The following is a 24,198-nucleotide window of genomic DNA, read 5'->3' as shown; positions in this document are numbered from 1 at the left end:
CAAAGCGCCCTTTCCTTATTTCAGTTCGTTGTGCTGCGGCGGATTGGTTACCCGCCAGCTTGGGCTGAAGATGGTTGTGACCAGCCCGGGGCTGCCCATACCGGCGCCGGCGACCGAATAGCGTTGTTCGAACAGACGGAAATTGCCCGCACCCCAGGCGAGCCCCTCAAGCCCTCGTTGCCCGCGTTCGGCCGTGGCAACGCCCGGCAGTACAAAGAGCGCCAGGACGGCGGCCGCCATTGCGGGTCGATAGAACCGGCTCCACATCCGGATCGCATTCTCGTGGGCGTGCTGGGCGATTATGACCAGCAGGAGGATCGCGTAGAGCGACGCATTCACGATGGCAAAAAGATAGAAGCCACTTGTTTCACCTGCATCGGGTACAGCCAGAACGGGCAATATCGAGACCAGCGAGAGCACGCCGTAAGGAGCCAGCACGCGCAGGGGCAGGGCACCCACTTCGGAGGTTCCCTTGGGCGTGACGCGGAAATCCACAAAAGAGCCTGTGAGCCAATCACGAACGGCGGCCGCGCATCCCGCAAGTGCCCATGGCCAGCGGGCCAAAAGGAAGAGAGCTGCCTCCCAGCTCAGCACCTTGGCGTCGAACGGACGGAAGGTGCCGCCGGCGCGCCAGCGGTAGGCCAAAACTATCAGGATGATAGACAAGGGTGCGGAATGGGCGAAGAAAACGGGATAGGCAACGGCGACAAAGTTCTCGCCGCGCAGGAGAGCGACGATCGGCATCGCGAACATCAGCGCACCAAAAAGCGCGAACATTGGATACCAGAGCTGCGAAAACAGGAACTGAAACTTCAGACGCAACGGCAGCTTGCCGATCAACGAAGGTGAATACTGCAGGAGAATCGTGACCAGGCTGCGCGACCATTGGAATTCCTGGGTCACAAGGTCGGCAAAGGTGCGCGGTCCGTCGCCATGGGCAATCGCGTCCAGGGCGTGCACGCCGCGCCAACCATGGGCGTTCATCATCAAGGTCGTGGAATGGTCTTCAGCAAGCTCGGGACCGAGGCCGCCGATCTGTTCCAGCGCCTTGGTACGCACGGCATAATGTGAGCCGATGCACAATGGTGCGAGCCCGCCATTATGGCCGGCCTGAAGCGAGCCATGCATGCTCGCTTCGGCGTAGAGCCTGCCGCGTGCGGACCAGCTTTCCTGGGCATTGCGGTCGCATATGCTGGGCGCAGAGACATAGCCTATGGCGGGATCGGCAAACGGCCGCAATATCTCAAAGAGATAGCCGGGCTCGGGGACATGGTCGGCGTCGAGCTGCGCAACGAAGTCGTAGCGCCCATAGCCGTAGTGGTCGTAAAAGAAGGCGAGATTGCCCTCTTTGCAGCGCGTGCGCCGGGGCCAGGTCGTGCGATGGTAGTCGGCGCGGCCCTTACGAGTGCTGACGAACACGCCATGCATGCGGCACCAGGCGAGCGTCTCGGAGGAAGGATCTTCGTCTGCCAGCCATGTGTCGTGGGGAATATCCTGGGCAAGCATCGCCAGCAGCGTCTCTGCCACAACGGGGAACGGCTCGGCCGGAGCCTTGGTCACCACCATGGCGATACGACTGCCTGCCGGGAGCCGCAACGGGCCGTTCGGTTTCCGGCCGCGGTAAAAAATCAGCAAAAAATACGCCGGTAGAAGTGTTACCCAGCCCAGCGTCGCGGTGACCAGGATTGAGCCGACCGCGCTGACGTGATGTTCGGGCTGTAGCCACCACGACCAGAAATAGACAAGGGCCGCAAACCATATCGCGCTGCCGACCACATACTCGATCTTCTGGTGCTTGGTGAAAACGGATACCAGCAGCGGTTCGCCGCCTGGCTGGGCCGATCCGGTGGCTTTTTTGGGAGCGATGTTCATGGTGACTGCACCTCCAACCCAAAAAACGGAGCGGCGGTGCGCAAGATCGTCGCGAGGTCGGAATGTTCGGCGGCAAAGCCAATTGTCGCCCGTGCCAGACTCGGGTCGGCGTAGAGCGTGGGCGGATCACCTGCACGCCTCGGATGCATGCGGACCGGAACCTCGATGCCGGTCATGGAATGGATTGCGGTAAGAATTTCGCGAATGGAGGTGCCGCGGCCGGTGCCGACATTGACCACAAGGTCGCGCCCTCCCGCCGACAGATATTTGTAGGCAAGGACATGGGCCTGTGCCAGGTCCGCGACATGGATATAGTCGCGAACGCATGTCCCGTCTGCGGTTTCGTAGTCGTCGCCAAAGACCTCAAGGAACGGAATAATACCGGCCGTGGCCATCAGCGCGCGCGGGACCAGGTGCGTTTCGGGGGAATGCCATTCCCCGATTTCGCCGTCGGGATCGGCACCGCACGCGTTGAAATAGCGCAGAGCTACATATCGCAGACCATAGGCAGCCGCGTAGTCGCGCAGCATATGCTCGGCGATCAGCTTCGTGCGCCCATAGGGATTGATCGGGCTCTGCGGTGTGTCTTCGCTGATTGGAAGATGCGCCGGCACCCCGTAGGTCGCACAGCTTGAAGAGAAGATAATGTTGCTGAGCCGGCTCTGGAGGCAGGCGTCGAGCAGCGAGAGCGTTCCTACCAGGTTGTTCCGGTAGTATTTGGCCGGATCTTCCACGGATTCGCCGACATAGGCGGAGGCGGCGAAATGAATGACGGCTGTGGGCCTGTAGCGCGCGATTGTGCGGGCGAGCAGGGGGGTGTCCAGGATGTCGCCCTGGACGAACGGACCCCAGCGCACCGATGAGCGGTTGCCGGTCGAGAGGTTGTCGAAGACAACGGGCTCGATGCCGCTGGCGCTCAGCAGCTTTGCGGTATGGCTTCCAATGAAGCCGGCTCCGCCGGTGATGAGAATCCGTTCGGGTGACATCATGCCACCTCAGCGAATTCGAGCTCTGGGTTTGCCAGCAGGCGTTCGAAATGGCGGATGGTTTTTTTGAGGCCGGCCAGTAGCGTCGTGCGCGGCTGCCAATCGAGCTCTCGCATGGCGAACGATATGTTCGGGCGGCGCTGCCGGGGATCATCGACCGGCAGCGGACGATAGACCATCCTCGAAGTTGAACCGGTCAGCTCAATCACGTGTCTGGCCAATGCGCCAATGGTGAATTCGCATGGATTGCCAAGGTTGACGGGCCCGGTAAAAGTCTCCGGCGACGCCATGAGGCGCAGGAAGCCGTCAATCAGGTCGTCCACGAAGCAGAAGGACCGGGTCTGGCTTCCGTCGCCATAGACGGTGATATCGTCCCCCTTCAGCGCCTGAACGATGAAGTTGGAAACAACGCGGCCGTCATCGGGCCCCATGCGTGGTCCATAGGTATTGAAGATGCGCGCGATCTTTATCGCTACGCCATGGCTCTGGTGGTAATCGAAGAACAGTGTCTCGGCGCACCGTTTGCCCTCGTCATAACAGGCCCGCGGACCGAACGAGTTAACGTTGCCCCAGTAACTTTCGACCTGGGGATGCACGTAAGGATCGCCATAGACCTCGGAGGTGGAGGCCTGGAAAATGCGCGCACCACGGCGCCGCGCGAGTTCGAGAAGGTTCAGCGAACCCAGGACACTGGTTAGCGTCGTGTGCACCGGGTCCGCCTGGTAGTGTGGCGGCGATGCAGGGCAGGCGAGGTTGAATATCTGATCGACGTCCAGGTCGATGGGCGTGATGATATCGTGCTCAATGAAATCGAAGCCTTTGGCGTTTTCCAAATGCTGGATGTTCCGGCGCAGACCAGTGGAGAAATTGTCTAGGCAGGTCACACGATGGCCAGAGCGCAGAAGCGCCTCACACAAATGTGACCCAAGAAAACCCGCCCCTCCAGTAACAAGTATTTTTTTTGATACTTCTTTTTTTTGCATAATTCGACACCTCCCTATAACAATACAAATCCACCAGACCGCGCCGAAACGTTGTCATAAATAGAACAGTCATGAATGGTGGCGAGTTTAAATCGTTATTTATATTTGATGGCCGTGGAATGGTTTATTGTTAAATTTCCATTGAGACCGTTTGTTCAAAATATGTTACCAATCCTAGCCTGTCATTACCGGAGAATCCGCGAACTTGCCGCGGCGTACATTTTTTTCGTATTTGTGAGCAGGGCCAGACGTTTCGTCTGGATGCCATCTGCCGCGGAACCAGGCGCATCGCCGGCCCGTTTTTAGGTACGGGTATCCAGCACCTGTGGGAGCCAAGGGCGAGGCGAGGTAACAGATGAATGGCGGGCGGGACCATCGAGCCCCCGAGGCGAAAGCCGGCGAGGCCGTATCTTCTGCGGTAAAGCCGAGGTTGGAGCGGCGGCGTTGGCCGCGGGAAGAGCATCCGGATGGGGAGGTGCCCGACACGCACGGGCCTCCAATTCTGAAGCCACTTGAGTTTTCCACGCGGGGCGTGCCGAAAGAGCAGCAGTTCAGCGCGTGGCAATCCTATATGGCGTCGGTCGCCGAGTACCGGTTGCCTGACGATCGGGCGTGCGCGGACGGTTTTGCTGCCGAACACATTGCATGGAATTTGGGCGGTGCACTTATTGTTCAGCACCGCGTCGCAGCGCATAGCTACTGGCGGTCGGCAGCACGGCTGCGCGCCAGTCCGATCGACCATTGGCGCATCGGCATCTTGCGGAGCGGACGGAGCTGGACGGAGGTGGATGGCCACGTTGCTGAGAGCCAGCCCGGCAAGGTGGAGGTCCGTACGCTTGGACACCCGTTCCGGGGTCGCATTACCGATGCGGAAGCTGTTTTCGTTTATCTTCCTCGCGATCTGTTTGGCGACTCGGCAACAGTTCTTGATGATGCCAACAATACGGTGCTGTCAGGCAATCTAGCCCATTTGCTGATCGACTATGTGAGCAGCGTGGAAACCTCCTTGCGCAGCCTTGTGGCGGAAGATATCTCCGGAATTGTCAGCACCCTTCGCGATATGGTGGTCGCAAGCCTTTCCTCGGTCGAGCTTAGGCATGCGGAGTATCACGGCGTGGGTCTGATGGAGCGGGCGCGCCGCTACATAAGACAGAACCTGGACTCGCCCGACTTGACGCCTGAGAGCCTGTGCCAGGAGCTCGCCACGTCCCGCACGCGGCTTTACCAGCTGTTCGAGCCCAGTGGCGGCGTCCTGCACCACATAAGAAGGAGACGGCTGCTGGCGGCCCACGCGGCGCTCTGCGATCCGGCCAACAAGAAGCGCATCTTGGACATTGCGGAGACCGCAGGCTTCGATTCTCCGGCCCATTTCAGCCGCGCATTCAAGCTGGAGTTCGGCTACAGCCCCCGCGAAGCACGTGAGCAGGCCGCAGCCGAACATGCCGCGTATCGCGGCATGAACGTATCGGACACCATGACTGACTTTGGGGACTGGCTCGCCGCTCTCGGGCGTTGAGAGCTCTTTTAGGTCTGCCGCACTGGTCGCGTGCGAAACGGTCTGGGGTCGCGCTCACGGCAATTGATGTCAAAGGCCGGTGACAAGCTCCATCGATTCCACCAGCGTTTATGTCGACCATCTGCAGGCTTACTGGAAATCCGGCCGCGCTGGCGCGGTCGGCCACAAGGTGGGGTAGGGGTCGTTTGCTGCCTGTCGGCCCCTGGATGCATAGGAACACAAGCGGGCAATGGATCCCCACCATCCATCTGGCGACGCCGAGCCCCTCGCACTGCATCTGTCGCTACCTCACACATGGCGCGCCAGATGAGGCGCGGACGACATTGGGTCTGAAAAGGGGCGGAGTGCCTGGTTCTTCGCCGCAGTTGGCCTATCGATTGCGTCTTGACGTTGTTCTCAATGCGTTCTGACCTGCCAGAAAATTCCGCTCGTATGACTCCTTGATCGTGGGTCACCGAGCTATTGCCGAAACACTACATGACGTCGAGCATCAAAGACCCCGGGCGGGTGCTGCGAACATGCTAGCGCGCGCCGAGGGCGTGAAGCGCTCCTCGAGGCTGCATGGCCTGCCAGAACAAGACCCGTCGCCAAATGCCGGCCGAACACCAAGGCGAACGCGACAGGGGACGAACATATGTGGGACCAGACCCAGCAATCCGTTTTTCGCATAATATATATTATGGAACTTTTATATGTCTGGAATTGCCGGATTGCGTGGCATTTTTCCTATGCTACGCCACAAACCGGGTGTCGACATATTTTGTTGGAAACAGGATGCAGGTGATGGCTTCCGTCACATCGACCCTCCGCCTTGCGCATTGGTGCATTGAACGTTCGACGCTCGCCCTAGGAACGGATCGGCGGTTGTACGGCGGTAAGCGCGCCTTTCGTCGTTATGGGCTGAGTGCCTCGATGACGCGGCATTCACCGACGACACCGTGAGTGCAACTTTCGAGCATGCGCTCCAACTCGGCTTGCAGCGATCTTAGCGCTTCGATCCTCTGGCGCACTTCGACAAGCCGTTCAGTTGCGATGGCGTCGACGGCGGCACAGGAGCGATCCGGCCGGTCCTGAAGGTCAAGAAGCTGGCGGACTGCCTCGATGTCGAAGCCCAGCTCGCGGGCGTGGCGGATGAAGCCAAGGCGACGGATGTCCTCTTCGCCAAAAATCCGGCGATTGCTGCCGGTTCGATCGGCGATGCGGAGAAGTCCGATCTCTTCGTAATAGCGAATGGTGGGCACTTTTAGGCCGGTCCGCAGCGCCGCCTTGCCGATCGGAATGCCCATCGACCTGTCCTCTTGATCCTCTAGTGACTAGAGAATGTAGGCTTGTGACTGGAACAAGACAAGGAGATCCCATGAGCGCGCATTGCTGCGGACACCAGGGCGAACCGGAAAGGCCAGGCGTCAGCAGGGGATACCGCCCTGCCCTATGGCTGGTTCTAGCGATCAATGCTGCGATGTTCCTGGTCGAGATCGGTGCTGGTTTTCTGTCCGGGTCGGCCTCGCTGCAGGCGGACTCGCTCGATTTTCTCGGCGATGCCGCCAATTACGGCATCAGCCTTTTCGTGGTCGGGTTGAGTTTGCAGGCCCGTGCCTATGCGGCCCTGGCCAAGGCGGCGAGCATGCTAATCTTCGGGGTCTGGGTGCTTGGCGTGGCCGCCTGGCATCTGTGGACCGGCACGGTGCCCGAGGCTTATACGATGGGCGTTGTCGGCGCTGCGGCATTGGCGGCCAACGCCGCGTCATTCTGGGTCCTGTGGCGGTTTCGGCAGGGTGACAGCAATATGCGTTCGGCCTGGATTTGCACGCGCAACGACGTTTTGGGCAATATCGCCGTTCTGCTTGCCGCTCTCGGCGTGTTCGGGACGGGAACGGGCTGGCCCGACATTATCGTGGCTGGCATCATGGCAGTATTGGCCATTCAGGGTGCCGCCGCGGTGCTGCCCCAGGCGAAGCGCGAATTGCGGCAGGGGCGTTCTGTGGCCACCTGATGGCAAGGACTGCCGGGACACCGCTCGTCTCATCGTGGGCGCGGAAGAAAGCGGGTTGACCTTGCCACCGTGGGAAGGTGCACAATAGATCGGTCAAAGAGGTGCACCATGTCGGCCGATCACACCCACCACCAAGCGCACACGCAGGATCATTCGTCGCATCAGCATCACTCCAAGCGGTCGCCAAATATGGCCAAAGATCCGGTTTGCGGCATGGACGTGGACCCGTCGACGGCCAAATTTCAGACTAGCCATGCAGGGCTAACCTACTATTTCTGCTCGCAGAACTGCCACGACAAGTTTGTGGCAAATCCGGAGCAATATGGCGCGCCGCCTGAGACCCCGGCCAGGCCGGCACCCGCCGGAACGATCTGGACGTGTCCCATGCATCCGCAAATCCGGCGGTCCGAGCCTGGCTCCTGCCCCATTTGCGGCATGGCACTGGAACCGGAAATGCCCAGCACCGACGATGCGCCTAGTCCAGAATTGCGCGATATGACCCGGCGCTTCTGGATCGGCACCGCCCTTGCCGTGCCGGTCTTTGTCCTGGAGATGGCCGCGCATCTGGTCGACCTGCATAGTGTGCTGTCTGCCCAGGCGCTGAACTGGATCCAGTTGGTCCTGGCTACGCCGGTCGTCCTCTGGGCCGGATGGCCATTCTTTGAACGCGGTGCTGCGTCTGTGGTCAACCGCAGCCTGAACATGTTCACGCTGATTGCCATGGGCATTGGCGTTGCTTGGCTCTATTCGATGCTGGCGACGCTTGTACCAGGCATTTTCCCACCCTCCATGCGCGGCATGGGCGGCGCGGTGCCGGTCTATTTCGAAGCGGCAGCGGTCATTACCGCACTGGCGCTTCTGGGACAGGTTCTTGAACTTCGGGCCCGCGAACAGACATCGGGGGCAATGAAGGCCCTGCTCGGTCTCGCGCCCAAGACGGCCAGGCGCATCCGGCCCGATGGCTCCGACGAGGAAGTGGACATCGAGGCAGTAGTGGTCGGCGACCATTTGCGCGTCCGGCCAGGCGAAAAGGTGCCAGTGGATGGCACGGTGCTGGAAGGGCGCAGCGCGGTCGATGAATCCATGGTCACCGGAGAATCCATGCCGGTCACCAAGACCGAAGGTGCGCGGCTGATCGGCGGCACGATCAATCGCTCGGGGGGCCTCGTCATGCAGGCCACCGAAATCGGGCGTGACACCATGTTGTCGCGCATTGTGCAATTGGTGGCGGCTGCGCAACGCTCGCGGGCGCCGATCCAACGGCTGGCCGACCAGGTTTCGGGCTGGTTCGTGCCGCTGGTGATCATTATTGCCCTGGCAGCCTTTGTGGTCTGGATGATCTGGGGTCCCGAACCGCGCCTGGCGCATGCCCTGGTGGCGGCGGTTTCAGTTCTCATCATCGCTTGCCCCTGTGCCCTGGGCCTGGCCACGCCGATGTCCATCATGGTGGGCGTGGGCAAAGGCGCCCAACTGGGTCTCCTGATCAAGAATGCTGAAGCTCTCGAGCGGCTGGAAAAGATCGACACCATCGTAGTCGACAAGACGGGCACGCTGACGGAGGGGCAACCAAGCCTTACCCAGATATTGCCCGCCGACGGCATGGACGAGGCTCAGCTTCTGGCGCTGGCAGCCAGCCTGGAACGGGCCAGCGAGCATCCTCTGGGCATGGCCATCGTTGCCGCGGCGGAGGAGCGCAAGCTCCGGCTTTCCGCGCCGAGTGACGTGGATTCGCCGGTCGGCAAGGGTTTGACCGGCACGGTCGATGGTCGGCGGGTTCTGATCGGCAGCGCCAAATATCTTGAGGCCGAGGGCGTGGCACTGGACCTCTGGAGATCCCGCGCCGACGATGTGCGTGCCCAGGGCGCGACGGTGGTTCTGGTCGCTGTCGACGGCAAAGTCGCGGGCGCCCTGGGGATAGCCGACCCGATCCGGGCCACCACGGCTGAGGCCTTGGCAGATCTGCGGAGCCAGGGGATCGGCGTGGTGATGATGACGGGCGATAATGCCGTGACCGCCAAAGCCGTCGGTGCAAAATTGGGGATCGACGAGGTCGAGGCCGACGTGCTGCCCGAGCGCAAAAGCGCGGTGGTCGAGCATCTGCGTGCGCAGGGCAAGGTGGTGGCGATGGCGGGCGACGGCGTCAATGACGCGCCGGCCCTGGCCGCGGCCGATGTCGGCATTGCCATGGGCACCGGAACGGACGTGGCTATGGAAAGCGCCGGTGTGACCCTGCTCAATGGCGATCTGATCGGCATTGCCCGGGCGCGACGCCTATCGCGGGTCACCATGCAGAATATCCGCCAGAACCTGTTCCTGGCTTTTGTCTACAATGCGGCCGGAGTCCCGATCGCGGCAGGCGTGCTCTACCCGTTCTTCGGACTGACCCTCTCGCCAGCCATTGCGGCGGCGGCCATGGCCCTGTCGTCTGTGAGCGTGATCGGCAATTCGCTGCGGTTGCGATCCGCGCGGATCAATTAGGCGCGGCCTGAGCGCAGGTCGCAAAAGGGGGCTGGTTCCGCCCTGCCCGATCTTCCGGGCGGACGGAACCGGCGCTATTAAGGCTGGGCGTCAGCCGTAGACAAGCTCGGTCATCATGCCCGTGGCCATGTGATAGAGATTGTGGCAGTGGAACAACCAGCGCCCCGGATTGTCGGCATCGAAGCTGACGCCGACCGTCGCCATGGGGGGCACCAGGACGGTGTCGCGCATGGCACCGTTCAAGGACCGGCCATTGAGTGAAGTCACCTGGAAATGGTGGCCATGCAGATGCATGGGATGGGCCATCATCGAATGGTTCATGATCTCGAGCGTTACGCGTTCGCCCTCGACCACGCTCAGCGGCCGGCGGTTCGGCCAGGGCGCATTGTCGAGGTTCCAGGCGTAGGGCGCCATTGCCCCCATGATCATGGTCTGGATCGTGCGGTCGGCTGGCATGGCCGTCAGGGGATGACGAGCGACCAGCTTTTCTTCCAGGGACAGATCGATCGGAACCTCGGTCTGCTCCGCGATCCGTGAGATTTTGGGGATCTCGGCGCCATTGACCGCGATGATAATGCCGGTGCGGTCGGCCAGGCCCTCGACCTGGGCCAGGACGGGTACCACGGACCGGCCCTTCATGTCGATCAGGAGGTCGAGCCGCTGGGCGGGCGTCATCGGAAAACGATTGCCGCTGATCGGTTCCGCGTCATTGCCGTCAACGGCTAGGACGGTGGCTTCGGCATCGCCCAGATTGATCCAGAAGGCGCTCGAGGTCGCCCCATTGATCAGCCGCAGCCGAACCCTGCCATTAGTCTCGGTCCGGATGATCTGCGGATCGTCCAGCGTGCGATCATTGGCCAGGAAGGCATCATAGACGACGTCGTTGAGGTCCATGGACATCATCCCGTGATCCATGCTGCCCATCATCATGCCACCGCCCATGGACATTTCGCCGCCGGACATGTTGGCCATGTCGTGGCCACCGACCTGCCCGCCGGTCAGTTCTGCAAGGATGTCATCGGGGCGGCGGAACGAGAAATCGTGCAGGAGGACCGTTTCATCCTGCATATCGGCCGCCTCGTCCTCCGCGGTATAGACGACCAGCGGGGCGGCGAGCATCGATTGTTCCTGAAGCCCGTGATGCGAGTGCATCCAATGCGTCCCGGTTCGCGCGGGAAAGTCGAAGCCCCGGATTTCGCCGTCGGCTAACGGCGAGACATAGCCGGTGTCGGAGACACCATCCTGGGCCGGATCAGGGACCTGCCCATGCCAGTGGATAATGGTTTGGGCGCCGATCCGGTTTTCCAGATCGACCAGAAAGCGTTCGCCGGCCGGCAGGAACAGGCCCTGCCCCCCGTTGCCGGCGCGGATGCCGAAAACATTGGCTGGCCTGCCCAGCACGTCGATGACACGACGCTCGGCAATCAAAGTGCGGGCTGGTGGCTGTTGTGCCAGGGCAAAGCGCGGCAGGGCGATGCTGCCGGCCAAGGCGAGAGAGGCGCCGAGAAAGGCGCGACGAGAGAGCTGCGTGCTCATGGAAATACTCCAAATCTGAAAATCGGGACCCGGCCCAAGGGCCGTCAAAAGGTTCAGATTTGGATAGGTGGCCGGAACAGAGGCGGCCGCCAGGACGGCGACCAATAGCGCAGCGCAAACGGCTCAACTGCGTTGGTTTCAGCCTGATGCAACAGGACCGGCAAAAGCGGCGGCAGGCCTGTGCAGGAGGGACAAACCTGCCGCTGACAATCATCGAGATTGGCTGCATGCGCATGGTCTGACATCTGCATGCGGTGACCATGATGGTCACAGTGCCGGACGGTGACGGCCTCGGTATGGTGCCCGGGCGATTGCGTCGTCGCGGCAAAGACCATCGAGGCGTTCAGCGTTAGCGCCATCAATACGGTCAGCACTATTCGCACCATCGCGTTCATGCCCACTCAGCAGCCAGATACGCCTTATCCATGCGACCTTGCCACATGGTAGGGTCAAGACCCTACACGCGATTGCGACCGAACGAGCGCATGACGACATATCGGGCGATAGCGTCGAACCCGGCGAGACTAGCGCGCGAACGGGTTCAGCGGCGTCTTATTGGTTCGGGCGCATGCGGCGGCCACAGGCGTGCGCCGCTTGAAATCGGGGTGGCTGCGCAAAGCGGTCAGAATTCGGCTTTTCTGCGAATCGAAGGTGGCCTTGCACATCACCATTTGCGTTAGCTGGCCGCTCAGCGAGAAATAGTAAGGCTCCGATTGCCGGTCGCCGTCTGCGAAGTAGATCGCTATGGCGGTGTCCACTTTCAGATCCTGACCCGTATATTCGATGGTCTGCGCAGCATTGGCCGAAACTGGAAAAGTGGCGGCCGCGAGTGCGACGAGAAGTGCGGTGGCTAATCCGGTCAGCTTGGTCATTCGGTGCCTGCCTGCATGTTGCGATGAACGGTCTTCGTGCGCCCATATTGGCGGAACGGCCCCGCTGGCAGCTATTGGGATTTTTCCGAGAGCCGAGGAGGGTTGCGAAAGCTCATCGATGTCGTCTATGGTCCGCGCCATCCACAGGGGTGCTCCGTACGGTCGGGGCTGAGATGGGGGCGGCAAGCCTTCGGACCCTAAAGCTGATCTGGGTAATACCAGCGGAGCGAGGCGGTTCATGTTTTCTGGCGCGCAAATTTCCCTTTATCCCATGACCGGCGATTTCGTCGCTGTCATCATGAGCGCATTGAAGGCGCTCGATCCCTATCGGGATCGTCTGCGCATCGAGACTGACGATATATCCACATTGCTGGTCGGTCCGCCCGAACTGCTGTTTCCGGCGCTGCGCGACGTTTTTACAGCCGCCGCCCGGACCGGTGTGCACAGCGTTCTCTCGGCTGCCATCTCGCGCGGGTGCCCGGGCGAGCCCGACGATGCCATTTGCCAGTCGCAGCACTTGGCGGGGCCGATGTTGCCACTGGCCGAGCGGCAGGAAAGCGCCCTGGCTGCGGTCTCCAGCGCGCCGGAGACAGATGTCTTCTCGGTGGCGCAGTTCTCGCTCTATGTCATGGGCCAAGACCGGCACATGGACGAGATTTACGGCTGCATCGACTTTCTCAAGGCCTCGGGCACATTCGAGGCGTCAAAGCATTTCGCAACCAAGCTCAGCGGCGATACCGGCGCCCTTTTTGCCACTCTGGAGCAGGCATTCTGCCGCTTCGGGCCGCCTGAAGGGCATGTTACCATCGATCTGACCGTATCGGCCAATAGCCCAAGCGCGCGCTAGGCCGGAGCGTCGTCATGTCGATACGTTCAGCCTGGTCGGGCGTTGCCCGCCTGTTTGCCCATGCCTGGCCGGCGGTTCTGTCCGTCTCGGCCCTCTTTCTCGCCTGGGAATTATATGTCCGGCAGTCGGGCATCTCTCCTACGGCCCTGTCGGCGCCGTCGCGCGTGCTCGTTCAGGGTTACCAGCAGCGCGAGGCACTGGCCCTCCACACGCTGGCGACGCTGCAAGCCACCCTGTTCGGCTTTTCCTGTTCGCTCGGCGCCGCCTTCCTGTTCTCGCTGCTGCTGGACTTCTTTCGTCCACTGCAGCGGGCCGTGTTCCCAGTCCTGGTCATCACCCAGACCCTGCCGCTGGTGGCGATCGCGCCCCTTGTGGTGCTCTGGTTCGGCTTCGGTCTGATGCCCAAGATCGTGCTGGTCGCGCTGGTGACGTTTTTTCCCATGCTGGTCGCCCTGGTGCAGGGCTATGACTCGACCGATCGCGATATAGAGTCGCTTCTTGCTTCCATGGGCGCGTCGCGCTGGCGCATCTTCATGGCTGCTCGTTTGCCGTCCGCCCTGCCCTATTTCTTCGCCGGGCTCAGGATATCGATCACCTATGCCGTGGTCGGGGCGATCTTCGCCGAATATGCAGGCGCCGTCCGGGGCCTGGGCATCTATATCCTCAACGCCAAGAACAATTTCCGGCCGGACCTGGTCCTGGCCGCGGTCTTTGTCAGCGCAGCGCTCACCCTTTGCCTTTTCGGTACAACAGTCCTGCTGCAACGACTGGCCATGCCCTGGGCGCGATTGGGGGCGCGCGAGCGATGAGCGTGCCGCGACTGGAACTCAGATCCGTCTCGAAGAGCTTCGATCAACTCGCCGTGCTGGCCGACATCAGCCTTTCGGTTCACCCAGGCGAATTCGTGTCCATCCTGGGGCCGTCAGGGGCCGGCAAATCCACCATATTGCAGCTATTGACCGGCGCGCTTCGACATGATGGCGGCGATATTCTATGTGCCGGCGCCCCGCTCGAAGCGAATAGCCATCGCTTTGCCTTCATGCCGCAACGTGATGCGCTGATGCCCTGGCGTCGCATCATCGACAACGCCACGCTCGGTCTTGAAGTGCAGGGCATGAGCCGGGCGGCGGCCCGCGAAAGGGCCCTGCCCCTGTTTGCTGAGTTCGGCCTGTCGGGCTTCGAGCGGCATTATCCGTCCCAGCTCTCGGGCGGGATGCGCCAGCGTGTGGCTTTGCTGCGCACGGTGGCCCAGCAAAGGTCCATGTTGCTGCTCGATGAACCATTCGGCGCCCTGGACGCGCTAACGAGGACCAGGATGCAACGCTGGCTTGCAAGCATGCGCGTGCATCACGACTGGACCGTGCTGCTGATCACCCACGATGTGCGCGAGGCGGTTTTCCTGTCCGACCGGGTCTATGTGCTCTCGCCACGCCCGGCCAGAATATCGCGCCATTACGATATCCCGCTGCCTCATCCACGTCCCGCCGCGGGCGACAAGGCTCTCTCCGCGATAGAGGCCGAAATCCTGCAAACCCTGCTCACACTAGAGGAATGATCATGTCGCATTTTCGCGCTTCCCTGATATTTATGGCCGCCTTGAGCGCCAGCCCGGTCCTGGCCGAGCCGGTAAGCGTGGCGCTCGACTGGACGCCCAACACCAATCACATCGGCCTATTCGTCGCTCAGGCGAAAGGGTTTTACCAGGAGGCCGGCATCGAGCTCGAAATCCTGCCCTATACGGACACCTCCGCAGCCACGCTGGTTGCCAACCACGTGGCCGATTTCGGCATTCTGGGCTCTATCGGCCTGTTCACCCAACGCACAGCCGGCGCTGATCTGGTCGCGACCTATGCGCTGGTGCAAACCGAGACCGGGCGGCTGGTGTTCAAGGCCGATCGAGACGACATTCAGACACCCCGAGATCTGGACGGAAAAATCTATGCCGGCTTCGGCAGCGGCTGGGAGACGGCGCTGATCGGCACCATTATCAGGCAGGATGGCGGGGACGGCACGTTCGAAACCGTGACCCTTGGCACATCGGCCTATGAGGCACTGGCCAATGGCGCCGTCGATTTCACCCTCGAAGTCTATACCTGGGAAGGTATAAAGGCAGAGCGCGATGGTCCGGCGCAGCGCGCCTTCCGCTACGCCGATTATGGCGTTCCCGACCAGCACACCAACTTTCTTGGTACCACCGATGCCTATCTTGCCGAGCACGCCGACACGGCCGGCGCCTTCATTTCGGCCAGCCGGCGCGGCTATGCCTATGCCGTCGAACATCCGGACGAAGCCACTGACATTCTGGTCGCGGCCAATGCGGATACCCTGCTCGACCGCGACTTTGTGCGGGCCTCACTCCAGGCGCTGATCGATGGTCACTATCTTCGCGCCGAGGACGGCACGATCGGCGTCATCGACCCGGAAAAGATGGACGCGATGGGCAATTTTCTTTTCGGCGCCGGGCTGCTCAAGGACGGAAATGGCGTGGTCGTGGCGGAAAAGCCCGACTTCTCGGGTTACTTTACCAACCGCCTGTTAGGCGTTGAGCCATAAAGAGAACCGTCCGCTGGTGGCTCCACCATTGGTGGGGCCGTTTGCTGACGTTAGCGAGCCATCAGTCCCACAACACCCGCACCGACATCGTGGCCGCGGCTGTGCGGTTTTCGATGCCTAGCTTCTCAAATATCTGTTCGAGATGCTTATTGATGGTGCGGGGAGAGAGCTGAAGGATCGCGGCAATTTCCTTGTTGGACTTGCCATGCGTAAGCCACAGCAGCACCTCCGCCTCGCGCAGGCTGATGCCGAACGCCGCCGCAAGGCGCTGCTCGCCGGTGCCAGCGGCGCAGTCGATGATGCGGAGAAGGATCGTCCCGTCGGCGCGGCGCTCCATGATGCGGAACTCGACCTCGCGGTCAAACCGGCGGTAGAGCCGGACATTGCCGTCGGCGCCAGTATCATCGGCCACCCACTGCTTGAGCTCCCAGGGCAATGTGGAGCCCTCCTCCGGCCTGAGCCCGATACGGGACAAAAGGTCCTGCGCCTGCGGCGTGGCCCAGACGATGCCCGCCTGCGGATGCACGGCGACAATCCGGCGGCCGATGGAATCGAGCGCATCCCGCGCCGATCGGGTCTTGCGCGAATTGCTCAGATGCACCCGCATGCGCGCAAAGAGCTCGGTGAGCACGATCGGCTTGGAGACGAAATCCACCCCGCCGCATGCCAGCGCCCGCACGACATGGTCACTGTCATTGCGGCCCGTCATGAAGATGACCGGCAGATCGGTCAGCCCCATCTCGCTCTTGAGCACCTGGCAGGTCTCGAACCCGTCCATGCCCGGCATCATGGCATCGAGCAGGACAATGTCCGGCGGCGTCTGCGCGATCATCGACAGGGCTGTCTGGCCGCTGGAGGCATGGCTGGTCGCCATGCCTTCGAGGTCCAGCGCATCCGTCAGCATGGTCAGCGTGTCGGGCTGGTCATCGACGATGAGAACTTTGGCCGGTTCGCTCGACATCATGACAGTGCGGTCTCCTGGGCTGACGAATCCATGGGCGCGTCATCCTCGATCCAGAGCAGGCCGAGCGCGGAGCCGATCTGTTGGACGAGGTCGTCTACCTTGAACGGCTTGATTAGGTAGCCATCGTAGAGCGCCCCATAATCGGGTCGGAGCCGTTCGCTTCCGGCATCGGCCGAGATCATGATGATGGGCAGCCTGTCGCCTCTCACCTTCTGGGCCACCTGCCAACCATTGCGCCGTGGCATAGCGACATCGAGGATAAGCAGGCTTGGCCGCTGGCGGCGGATCGACTGCAGGCATTCGACCCCGTCCTTGACCGTCGCCACGTCGAAACCGAGCCCGCCCAGGAGATCGGAGAGCAATTCACGCTGCGCCGGGTCGTCATCGGCGACCAGGATAGACTGGCGGGGGCCGTAATAACCGGTGATCCGCACCGTGGAGTGCTTGGGTTCGTCGGGCATCCAGGTCGAAGAGAGCAGGATGCGCACGGTGAATTGGGTCCCCTGCCCGGGCGTGCTGGCCACGGTCAACTCGCCGCCCATGATCTCGACCAGAAGCTTGGTGATGGTCAGCCCCAGTCCCGTGCCAGGTTGCGGCTCTGCGCCGGCAGGCCTGGTGCCGCGCTGGAACGGCAGGAAGATGCGGTCCAGCTCGTCGGGCGGAATGCCCGAACCGGTATCGATCACCTCGAATGAGGCGATCTGGTTGCGATAGCTCAGGCGCAGCGTAACGGTGCCGGAATCGGTGAATTTGATGGCATTGGAGATGAGATTGATCAGGATCTGGCGCAGGCGCTTTTCGTCGGTGAAGACATATTCCGGCAGCGGCGTTGCCTGGTCGAAGACGAAGTCGATCCCTTTCTCCCGCGCCTGCAGCGAGAACATTTCGACCAGTTGATTGATATTGGCCGCCAGCGCCGTCTTGTCGCGATAGAGGTGGAGCTTGCCCGCTTCGATCTTGGAAATGTCGAGCAAGCCCTCGATGAGACCGGACAGATGCTCGCCTGAGCGCAGGATTGTGCGTGCCGCCCGGCCGACCATCGGGTGTTCGGCGCGCTGGCGCTCGAGCAATTGCGCATAGCCCAGAATGGAATTGAGCGGCGAGCGCAATTCGTGGCTGAGGCCGGTCACGTAGCGGGACTTGGCCAGATTGGCGGATTCCGCCGCCTCCTTGGCCGCCTGCAGCTTGCGGTCGGTTTCCTGGTGCGCCTCGATTTCCTCGATCAGCAGTGCGGTATGCCGCCGCGCCTCCTCCTCGGCAAATTCGCGGCTTTCGTGGTTGAGCACGAAGAGCCAAACGATAATGCCCGCGATGATGAAAAAGACAACGAAGATCTTGCCCAGCGTGGCATCGATAGCCGCGCGCGCCGAATGCCCATCCAGCGTCGCCTGATAGTTGAAGACCATCAAAATAGCCGCCATCAAACCGCCGACGATCAGCATGAGCCCGAGATAATGCCCCAGCCGCGTGTTGAGCGCCGTGGCAATCGACTCCGGCAGCATTTTGGTGACGACGCCGGAGAGCTGGTCGCCGAGGCGGGCATCGGTCTTGCAGCGATCGCCACATCTCGCATCGAGCGAGCAGCAGAGCGAACAGATCGGCCCGCCATAGACCGGACAGCCGGCCATGTCCTCGGGCTCGAAACTGTGCTCGCAAACACGACAGCGAATGGCCTCGCCATGGCTATGGGGAAGTTCGGAGCTGCGGGCGATATAGTAGCGGCCGCGCGTCGCAATGGCGATGAGCGGCACGCAGACCAGTGCCGTCACCAGTGCCACATAGGAATAAAGCGCCTCCGCGATCTCCCCGAAAATCCCGAGATAGGACAATAGCGAAAGGGCCACTGCGATGAGCATGGCGCCAAAGCCGACCGGGTTGATGTCGTATAGATGGGCTCGCTTGAACTCGATATGGCGCGGCGACAGGCCGAGCGGTTTGCAGATGATGAGGTCGGAGACGATAGCCGCCAGCCAGGCAATGGCCAGGATGGCATAGAGTCCCAGGATTTGCTCGAGCGCCTTATAGATGCCGAACTCCATCAGGATGAGGCCGATCAGCACGTTGAACACCACCCAGACAACCCGTCCGGGATGGCTGTGGGTCAGACGGGAAAAGAAGTTCGACCAGGCAATCGAGCCGGCATAGGTATTGGTTACATTGATCTTGAGCTGACAGACGACCACGAAAATGCCTGTGGCGGCCAGGGCGAGTTCGGGGCTTTGCAGCATTTGTCCGAAGACGACCAGATACATCTGCGTTGGCTCGGAAGCGCTGGAGAAGTCGACGCCGTGGCGGAAGGCGTAATAGGCGAGGAACGAGCCGGCCATGACCTTGAGACCGCCAATGACGATCCAGCCCGGGCCCGCGCCGATCAGAGCCAGCCACCAGGCAAAACGGCTCTTGTGGCCGGTGCGGGGCAGAAAGCGCAGATAGTCCACCTGCTCACCGATCTGGGCGACCAGCGAGAACATGACGGCCGAGGCCGCGCCGAACAGGCCCAGGCTGAAACCGCCGTCCACGGCGCCCATGACGCCGGTATAGCCGGTCCATTCCCGCACGGCCGGCATGCTCTGGGCCCCGATGAAGACGAATGGAATGATCTGCAAGACCAGCCAGAAGGGTTGCGTCCAGGTCTGGAAGCGGTTGATCAGGGTGATGCCATAGGTCACCAGGGGAATGACCATGAGGGCACTGACCAGATATCCGATGGGCAGGGGCAGTCCGAAGCATAGCTCCAGCGCAGTCGCCATGATCGCCGCTTCGATGGCAAAGAAGATGAAGGTGAAGCTGGCATAGACGAGCGATGTGATGGTCGAACCGATATAGCCAAAGCCGGCCCCGCGGGTCAGCAGGTCGATATCCACGCCATATTTGGCCGCGTTGTAGACGATGGGAACGCCCATCAGGAAGATGATGATGCAGGTCGAGAGCACGGCCCAGGCCGTGGCCGAAAAGCCGTAGCTCAGGGTTAGCGCGCCACCGATGGCCTCCAGCGCCAGGAAGGAGGCGGCACCAATCGCGGTATTGGCGATACGCGCCGGAGACCAGCGCCGAACCTTATGCGCGGTGAAGCGAAGCGCGAAATCCTCAAGTGTCTGGTTAGCCACCCATTTGTTATAGGTGCGCCTGACACGCGTAACCTTCGCCTCTGCCCTCATCACCCGTCCCGGTTCGCCCTATACGCTCCCATGCCCTATTGCCAGCCGCTTTGCGGCGCAGTCGGACACGGCATGGGACTGATCGTCCCCGCCATATGACGGACAATATGTGGGAAAAATCCCGATATGAATACGTCAAATGCCCCGTTGAGAGGCACGACGCAAAAATGCCCAATCCTTGATCAGTTGCAGGCGCGTTCCTCCCGCCTCAGCCAGGCAATCAAGGACAGGGCAAAACAATGACTGACTTTTCGGGCGACGGCCCCTTCAAAATCAACCGCCGCAAGCTGCTCGCGGCCATGGCAACCATTCCGGCACTGGGCATGCTCGGCGGCGGCCGCGTCTTCGCTCAGGACACCTCCACCGCTGCCGTCAATACGACGGGTCTTGCCGTCACCGATACCGAAGTCACCGTCGGTATCCTCCATTCGGTCACCGGCACCATGGCTATTTCCGAGACCGGCTCGGTGCAGGCCGAAATCCTGGCCATCGAGCAGATCAACGCCGCCGGCGGCGTGCTCGGTCGCCAGATCAAATATATCCAGGAAGATGGCGCTTCCGATTGGCCGACCTTCGCGGAAAAGGCCAAGAAGCTGCTGGTGCAGGACAAGGTCGCCTCTGTGATGGGCTGCTGGACCTCGGCTTCGCGCAAAGCCGTCCTGCCGGTCTTCGAGCAGTATAATGGCATGCTCTACTACCCGACTTTCTATGAAGGCCTCGAGGAGAGCCCCAACGTCATCTATACCGGCCAGGAAGCAACCCAGCAGATTCTCGCCGGTATCGATTGGGTGGTCGACACCAAGGGTGCCAAGAGCTTCTACCTGCTCGGTTCGGACTACATCTGGCCCCGGACGTCAAACAAGATCGCCCGCAAGCATATCGAGATGAAGGGGCTCAAGGTCGTCGGCGAGGAATATTACCCGCTCGAACATACCCAGTTCAATTCGGTCATCAACAAGATCAAGCTGACCAAGCCCGACGTGATCTACGCCATCGTGGTGGGCGGCTCCAATGTGGCCTTTTACAAGCAGCTCAAGGCCGCCGGCATCGACCTCACCGAGGAATCCCCGCTCCTGCTCACCATCTCGGTGACGGAGGACGAAATCCTGGGCATCGGCGGCGAGAATATCGTGGGCGCCTATGCGGCCATGAAATATTTCCAGTCGATCGAGAACGACAACAACAAGGCCTTTGTCGAGGCGTTCAAGGCGCGCTGGGGCGATGGCATCGTTATCGGCGACGTGACCCAGGCTGCCTATCTCGGGCCGTGGCTGTGGAAGGCCGCCGTCGAAAAGGCCGGCAGTTTCGACATCAACAAGGTGCGCGAGGCTTCGCCCGGTATCGAGCTCGGCACTGCGCCCGAAGGCTATGTCAAAATCCACGAGAACCATCATCTGTGGAGCAAGCTGCGTATCGGCCACGCCCGCGCCGATGGTCAATATGACGTGGTCTATGAGACCGCCGACCTGATGGAGCCAGATCCGTTCCCGGAAGGTTACCAATAAGCCTCGCCTCTCCTGACGCAGAACTGGCGGCTCCCGCTGCGGAGCCGCCGCCTTTCCCATCCCTCGATGCGAGGCTCCTATGATCGGCGACTATACATATGATCAGTTCTTTTCGATCCTGGCGATGCAGGGCTTCGCCGGGCTGATCCTGTTTTCCGTCTTTGTGCTCATGGCCCTCGGCCTGGCCATCATTTTCGGCCAGATGGGCGTCATCAACATGGCCCATGGCGAATTCATGATCCTGGGGGCCTATGTCACCTGGGGCGTCAGTCTGTTCGTCACCAATTTCGCCCCGGCGCTCTTTCCCATTTATTTCTTCATCGCCATGGCTTTGGCCTTTTGCGCCAGTTTCACGCTGGGGGTGATCGTTGAATGGGCAATGATCCGGCACCTTTACCGGCGGCCGCTCGACACGCTCCTGGCCACCTGGGGCCTCAGCCTCATTCTGCAGCAAACCTATCGCTCGGTGTTCGGCGCCCGCGAAGTGGGTGTCACCCTGCCCGACTGGATGATGGGCTCGCTGCCGCTGACCGATATCATCGAAGTGCCGATCAATGGTCTCTTCGTTATGGCTCTGACCACGCTCATTGCCATCGCCGTGGCGGCGCTCATGTACAGGTCGCGCTGGGGCAAGCAGGTGCGCGCCGTGACGCAGAACCGTGTCATGGCCGGCGCGGTGGGCATCAATACCAAGATGGTCGACCGCATGACCTTCGGCCTGGGCTGCGGCATTGCCGGCGTCGCCGGGTCCGCCTTCACCATGATCGGCTCGACCGGTCCCACGGCCGGTCAGCTCTATATCGTCGATACCTTCCTGGTCGTTGTCTTTGGCGGCGCGGGCAGCCTCATCGGTACCATCGCATCGGCCTTCACCATCAGCCAGGCGCAATCGACCATGGAATTCTTCATGTCCGGTTCGATGGCCAAGGTTCTCACCCTGCTCACCGTCGTCGGCATCCTGATGCTGCGCCCGCAGGGTCTGTTCACCCTCAAGATCCGCCGCTGAAAGGAGCCGGTTTCATGTCTGCAGCGACCCCTGCCACATCACGGACATTGCTCGACAAGGACGCCGTCGCCTTCATCATTCTGGCGATACTCATCCTGGCCATCTTTCCGCTGGCGCTCGACATCTTCCGCCTCAACCTGGCCGGCAAATATCTCACCTATGCCTTTGTTGCCGTGGGGCTCGTGCTCTGCTGGGGCTTTGGCGGCATTCTGAGCCTGGGCCAGGGCATCTTCTTTGGCCTGGGCGGCTACTGCATGGCAATGTTCCTGAAGCTCGAGGCCTCATCGCCGGAAAACACGGCTATCCAGTCCACGCCCGGCATTCCCGACTTCATGGACTGGAACCAGGTAACTGAGTTGCCTTGGTGGTGGATGCCGTTCAAGTCCTTCCCGCTGGCCATGCTCCTAATCCTCGTTGTGCCCACGGTCTTCGCCTACATTATCGGCGCGGCCATGTTCAAACGCCGGGTGGGCGGGGTGTATTTCGCCATCATCACTCAGGCGGTTGCCGCCATCCTCACCATCCTAATCGTTGGGCAGCAGGGTTATACAGGCGGCATCAACGGCATGACCGATCTGCGGACCCTGCTCGGCTGGGACATCCGCACCGACAGCGCCAAGCTGATCCTTTATTTCGTCAATGCCGTCCTGCTTCTCGGGGTCATCCTCCTCGCCCTCTTCGTCAAGCGCTCCAAATTTGGTCGCCTGCTGATCGCCATGCGCGACAAGGAAGATCGCGTCCGCTTCTCCGGCTATGACGTCGCCAATTTCAAGATCTTCGTCTTCTGCCTGGCCGCGGCTTTCTCGGCCATCGGCGGCGCCATGTTCGCGTTGCAGGTGGGGTTCATGTCGCCCTCGTTCGTGGGCATCGTGCCCTCGATCGAAATGGTCATCTTCTGCGCTGTGGGCGGACGGCTCTCGATCTTCGGCGCAGTCTATGGCGCGCTGCTGGTCAACTACGCCAAGACCAGCTTCTCCGAGAGCTTCCCGGAACTTTGGCTCTTCGCCATGGGCGGACTGTTCATCCTCGTGGTCATGGCCTTCCCCAATGGTCTTGCCGGGATCTGGAAGAGCCATATCGAGCCGCTGCTGCCGCGCCTGACAAAGCGCCTGCGCCCTGCCCCTACGCCGGCACCCACCGAAGCTGCTGCCGAATAGGAAAACCGAGATGACTTTCGATACCAGAACGGAACCCAAGGAATTCCTGCTTGCCGTGGAAGGGCTCACCGTCTCCTTCGATGGGTTCAAGGCGGTCAACGACCTCTCCTTCTATGTCGACGAGAACGAAATTCGCGTGATCATCGGCCCCAATGGTGCCGGCAAGACCACGGTGCTCGATCTCATTTGCGGCCGCACCAAGGCCACGTCAGGCTCGATCCGCTTCCGCGGCAAGGACCTGACCACGATGAAGGAACACCAGATTGTTCATGCCGGGGTGGGCCGGAAGTTCCAGAACCCGTCCATCTACGAGGACCTCACGGTCTTTGAAAATCTCGAACTGTCCTATCCACGCGGCAAGAATGTCTGGGGGGCTCTGGCGTTCCGGCGCGACCGCGCGGTGATCGAGCGCATCGAGGAGATCGCCGAGATGATTTTCCTCAAGGATCATCTCGAGACCGAGGCCGCCATTCTCAGCCACGGCCAGAAGCAATGGCTCGAAATCGGCATGCTGCTGATCCAGAAGCCGGACCTGTTGATGCTGGACGAGCCGGTTGCCGGCATGAGCGTGGGCGAGCGCGTCAAGACCGCCGAACTGCTCAACACCATCATCAAGCAGCACTCGGTGATCGTCATCGAGCACGACATGAAGTTCGTCGAAGACATCGCCCACCGGGTCACCGTGCTGCACCAGGGCAAGGTGCTGTCAGAGGGCACGATGGACCATGTCCAGCACGACCCGAAGGTCGTCGAAGTCTATCTCGGGCACTAG

At 61.3% G+C, this 24,198-nt stretch carries 20 protein-coding genes and 1 riboswitch; of the genes, 11 read left to right on the top strand and 9 right to left on the bottom strand.

Features of this window, described 5'->3' with window-relative positions:
• Positions 1-15: 15 nt before the first annotated feature.
• From V8Z65_RS08170 to V8Z65_RS08160, 3 genes are read right to left on the bottom strand one after another with little or no spacing between them, the layout of a single operon-like run.
• The gene (locus V8Z65_RS08170) at positions 16-1,872 is read right to left on the bottom strand and encodes a glycosyltransferase family 2 protein (protein ID WP_338723686.1); all 1,857 of its coding nucleotides are present in this window, start codon (positions 1,870-1,872) and stop codon (positions 16-18) included.
• Positions 1,869-2,858, bottom strand: coding sequence for a UDP-glucose 4-epimerase GalE (galE, locus tag V8Z65_RS08165; protein ID WP_338723988.1), 990 nt, complete (start codon positions 2,856-2,858; stop codon positions 1,869-1,871). Before galE ends, V8Z65_RS08170 begins: the two co-directional genes overlap by 4 nt.
• Positions 2,858-3,841 (bottom strand): UDP-glucuronic acid decarboxylase family protein, encoded by a 984-nt coding sequence (locus tag V8Z65_RS08160; RefSeq protein ID WP_338723685.1) that lies wholly within the window; start codon positions 3,839-3,841, stop codon positions 2,858-2,860. Before V8Z65_RS08160 ends, galE begins: the two co-directional genes overlap by 1 nt.
• Positions 3,842-4,316: 475 nt before the next feature.
• Here V8Z65_RS08160 and V8Z65_RS08155 point away from each other — a divergent pair, with 475 nt between their 5' ends.
• Entirely contained in the window at positions 4,317-5,357 is a 1,041-nt protein-coding gene (locus V8Z65_RS08155) for an AraC family transcriptional regulator (RefSeq protein ID WP_338723684.1), read from the top strand.
• 893 nt (positions 5,358-6,250) lie between these two features.
• Here V8Z65_RS08155 and V8Z65_RS08150 read toward each other — a convergent pair.
• Positions 6,251-6,643, bottom strand: a complete 393-nt coding sequence (locus V8Z65_RS08150) for a helix-turn-helix domain-containing protein (RefSeq protein WP_338723682.1) — start codon at positions 6,641-6,643, stop codon at positions 6,251-6,253.
• A gap of 71 nt (positions 6,644-6,714) precedes the next feature.
• Between V8Z65_RS08150 and V8Z65_RS08145 the strand changes: the two genes are divergently transcribed.
• Positions 6,715-7,350, top strand: a complete 636-nt coding sequence (locus V8Z65_RS08145; RefSeq protein WP_338723681.1) for a cation transporter — start codon at positions 6,715-6,717, stop codon at positions 7,348-7,350.
• Between the two features lie 108 nt (positions 7,351-7,458).
• Positions 7,459-9,828, top strand: coding sequence for a heavy metal translocating P-type ATPase (locus V8Z65_RS08140; RefSeq protein ID WP_338723680.1), 2,370 nt, complete (start codon positions 7,459-7,461; stop codon positions 9,826-9,828).
• A gap of 90 nt (positions 9,829-9,918) precedes the next feature.
• Here the strand turns inward: V8Z65_RS08140 and V8Z65_RS08135 are convergent, their stop codons facing one another.
• The 3 genes from V8Z65_RS08135 to V8Z65_RS08125 form a co-directional block, all read right to left on the bottom strand.
• Complete coding sequence (locus V8Z65_RS08135) at positions 9,919-11,364, bottom strand: multicopper oxidase family protein (RefSeq protein ID WP_338723679.1); 1,446 nt, start codon at positions 11,362-11,364, stop codon at positions 9,919-9,921.
• Positions 11,365-11,417: 53 nt separating this feature from the next.
• On the bottom strand, positions 11,418-11,759 hold the full coding sequence (locus V8Z65_RS08130) for a hypothetical protein (RefSeq protein ID WP_338723678.1): 342 nt from the start codon (positions 11,757-11,759) through the stop codon (positions 11,418-11,420).
• A gap of 129 nt (positions 11,760-11,888) precedes the next feature.
• Complete coding sequence (locus tag V8Z65_RS08125; protein ID WP_338723676.1) at positions 11,889-12,236, bottom strand: hypothetical protein; 348 nt, start codon at positions 12,234-12,236, stop codon at positions 11,889-11,891.
• A 135-nt stretch (positions 12,237-12,371) separates the two neighbouring features.
• Positions 12,372-12,484, top strand: a riboswitch (TPP riboswitch).
• Here V8Z65_RS08125 and V8Z65_RS08120 point away from each other — a divergent pair.
• From V8Z65_RS08120 to V8Z65_RS08105, 4 genes are all read left to right on the top strand, one after another.
• A complete protein-coding gene (locus V8Z65_RS08120) occupies positions 12,475-13,083 on the top strand; it encodes a YkoF family thiamine/hydroxymethylpyrimidine-binding protein (RefSeq protein WP_338723675.1) in 609 nt (202 codons plus the stop codon). It overlaps the preceding riboswitch by 10 nt.
• Before the next feature lie 14 nt (positions 13,084-13,097).
• Positions 13,098-13,892, top strand: coding sequence for an ABC transporter permease (locus V8Z65_RS08115; protein ID WP_338723674.1), 795 nt, complete (start codon positions 13,098-13,100; stop codon positions 13,890-13,892).
• On the top strand, positions 13,889-14,638 hold the full coding sequence (locus V8Z65_RS08110) for an ABC transporter ATP-binding protein (RefSeq protein WP_338723673.1): 750 nt from the start codon (positions 13,889-13,891) through the stop codon (positions 14,636-14,638). The genes V8Z65_RS08115 and V8Z65_RS08110 overlap by 4 nt, the downstream gene beginning before the upstream one ends.
• A 2-nt stretch (positions 14,639-14,640) precedes the next feature.
• A complete protein-coding gene (locus tag V8Z65_RS08105) occupies positions 14,641-15,636 on the top strand; it encodes an ABC transporter substrate-binding protein (protein WP_338723672.1) in 996 nt (331 codons plus the stop codon).
• A gap of 61 nt (positions 15,637-15,697) precedes the next feature.
• Here V8Z65_RS08105 and V8Z65_RS08100 read toward each other — a convergent pair whose 3' ends face one another.
• Complete coding sequence (locus tag V8Z65_RS08100; protein WP_338723670.1) at positions 15,698-16,600, bottom strand: response regulator; 903 nt, start codon at positions 16,598-16,600, stop codon at positions 15,698-15,700.
• Entirely contained in the window at positions 16,597-19,758 is a 3,162-nt protein-coding gene (locus V8Z65_RS08095; protein WP_338723669.1) for an ATP-binding protein, read from the bottom strand. Before V8Z65_RS08095 ends, V8Z65_RS08100 begins: the two co-directional genes overlap by 4 nt.
• Before the next feature lie 239 nt (positions 19,759-19,997).
• On the opposite strand from V8Z65_RS08095, the gene urtA reads away from it, so the two are divergent.
• The 4 genes from urtA to urtD all read left to right on the top strand — a co-directional run bounded on the left by urtA (position 19,998) and on the right by urtD (position 24,198).
• Entirely contained in the window at positions 19,998-21,263 is a 1,266-nt protein-coding gene (gene urtA, locus V8Z65_RS08090) for an urea ABC transporter substrate-binding protein (protein ID WP_338723667.1), read from the top strand.
• Between the two features lie 79 nt (positions 21,264-21,342).
• The gene (gene urtB, locus V8Z65_RS08085; RefSeq protein ID WP_338723664.1) at positions 21,343-22,269 is read left to right on the top strand and encodes an urea ABC transporter permease subunit UrtB; all 927 of its coding nucleotides are present in this window, start codon (positions 21,343-21,345) and stop codon (positions 22,267-22,269) included.
• Positions 22,270-22,283: 14 nt separating this feature from the next.
• A complete protein-coding gene (gene urtC / locus V8Z65_RS08080; RefSeq protein ID WP_338723663.1) occupies positions 22,284-23,426 on the top strand; it encodes an urea ABC transporter permease subunit UrtC in 1,143 nt (380 codons plus the stop codon).
• 10 nt (positions 23,427-23,436) lie between these two features.
• Positions 23,437-24,198, top strand: a complete 762-nt coding sequence (urtD, locus tag V8Z65_RS08075) for an urea ABC transporter ATP-binding protein UrtD (protein ID WP_338723662.1) — start codon at positions 23,437-23,439, stop codon at positions 24,196-24,198.

Source organism: Devosia sp. XK-2 (genome assembly GCF_037113415.1).
In the GTDB taxonomy this organism is placed as follows: Bacteria; Pseudomonadota; Alphaproteobacteria; order Rhizobiales; family Devosiaceae; genus Devosia.
The sequence above is the reverse complement of the archived record's forward strand: the minus strand, read 5'-3'. Positions and strand labels throughout refer to the sequence as shown.

Bases quoted from the DNA above. Each gene is read 5' to 3' on its own strand.
- urtB (WP_338723664.1), top strand. From the start codon at position 21,343: ATGATCGGCGACTATACATATGATCAGTTCTTTTCGATCCTGGCGATG.
- urtC (WP_338723663.1), top strand. From the start codon at position 22,284: ATGTCTGCAGCGACCCCTGCCACATCACGGACATTGCTCGACAAGGAC.
- V8Z65_RS08170 (WP_338723686.1), bottom strand. From the start codon at position 1,872: ATGAACATCGCTCCCAAAAAAGCCACCGGATCGGCCCAGCCAGGCGGC.
- V8Z65_RS08115 (WP_338723674.1), top strand. From the start codon at position 13,098: ATGTCGATACGTTCAGCCTGGTCGGGCGTTGCCCGCCTGTTTGCCCAT.
- V8Z65_RS08120 (WP_338723675.1), top strand. From the start codon at position 12,475: ATGTTTTCTGGCGCGCAAATTTCCCTTTATCCCATGACCGGCGATTTC.
- V8Z65_RS08105 (WP_338723672.1), top strand. From the start codon at position 14,641: ATGTCGCATTTTCGCGCTTCCCTGATATTTATGGCCGCCTTGAGCGCC.
- urtA (WP_338723667.1), top strand. From the start codon at position 19,998: ATGACTGACTTTTCGGGCGACGGCCCCTTCAAAATCAACCGCCGCAAG.
- V8Z65_RS08145 (WP_338723681.1), top strand. From the start codon at position 6,715: ATGAGCGCGCATTGCTGCGGACACCAGGGCGAACCGGAAAGGCCAGGC.
- V8Z65_RS08150 (WP_338723682.1), bottom strand. From the start codon at position 6,643: ATGGGCATTCCGATCGGCAAGGCGGCGCTGCGGACCGGCCTAAAAGTG.
- V8Z65_RS08130 (WP_338723678.1), bottom strand. From the start codon at position 11,759: ATGAACGCGATGGTGCGAATAGTGCTGACCGTATTGATGGCGCTAACG.
- V8Z65_RS08110 (WP_338723673.1), top strand. From the start codon at position 13,889: ATGAGCGTGCCGCGACTGGAACTCAGATCCGTCTCGAAGAGCTTCGAT.
- V8Z65_RS08125 (WP_338723676.1), bottom strand. From the start codon at position 12,236: ATGACCAAGCTGACCGGATTAGCCACCGCACTTCTCGTCGCACTCGCG.
- V8Z65_RS08100 (WP_338723670.1), bottom strand. From the start codon at position 16,600: ATGATGTCGAGCGAACCGGCCAAAGTTCTCATCGTCGATGACCAGCCC.
- galE (WP_338723988.1), bottom strand. From the start codon at position 2,858: ATGTCACCCGAACGGATTCTCATCACCGGCGGAGCCGGCTTCATTGGA.
- urtD (WP_338723662.1), top strand. From the start codon at position 23,437: ATGACTTTCGATACCAGAACGGAACCCAAGGAATTCCTGCTTGCCGTG.
- V8Z65_RS08095 (WP_338723669.1), bottom strand. From the start codon at position 19,758: ATGAGGGCAGAGGCGAAGGTTACGCGTGTCAGGCGCACCTATAACAAA.
- V8Z65_RS08135 (WP_338723679.1), bottom strand. From the start codon at position 11,364: ATGAGCACGCAGCTCTCTCGTCGCGCCTTTCTCGGCGCCTCTCTCGCC.
- V8Z65_RS08160 (WP_338723685.1), bottom strand. From the start codon at position 3,841: ATGCAAAAAAAAGAAGTATCAAAAAAAATACTTGTTACTGGAGGGGCG.
- V8Z65_RS08140 (WP_338723680.1), top strand. From the start codon at position 7,459: ATGTCGGCCGATCACACCCACCACCAAGCGCACACGCAGGATCATTCG.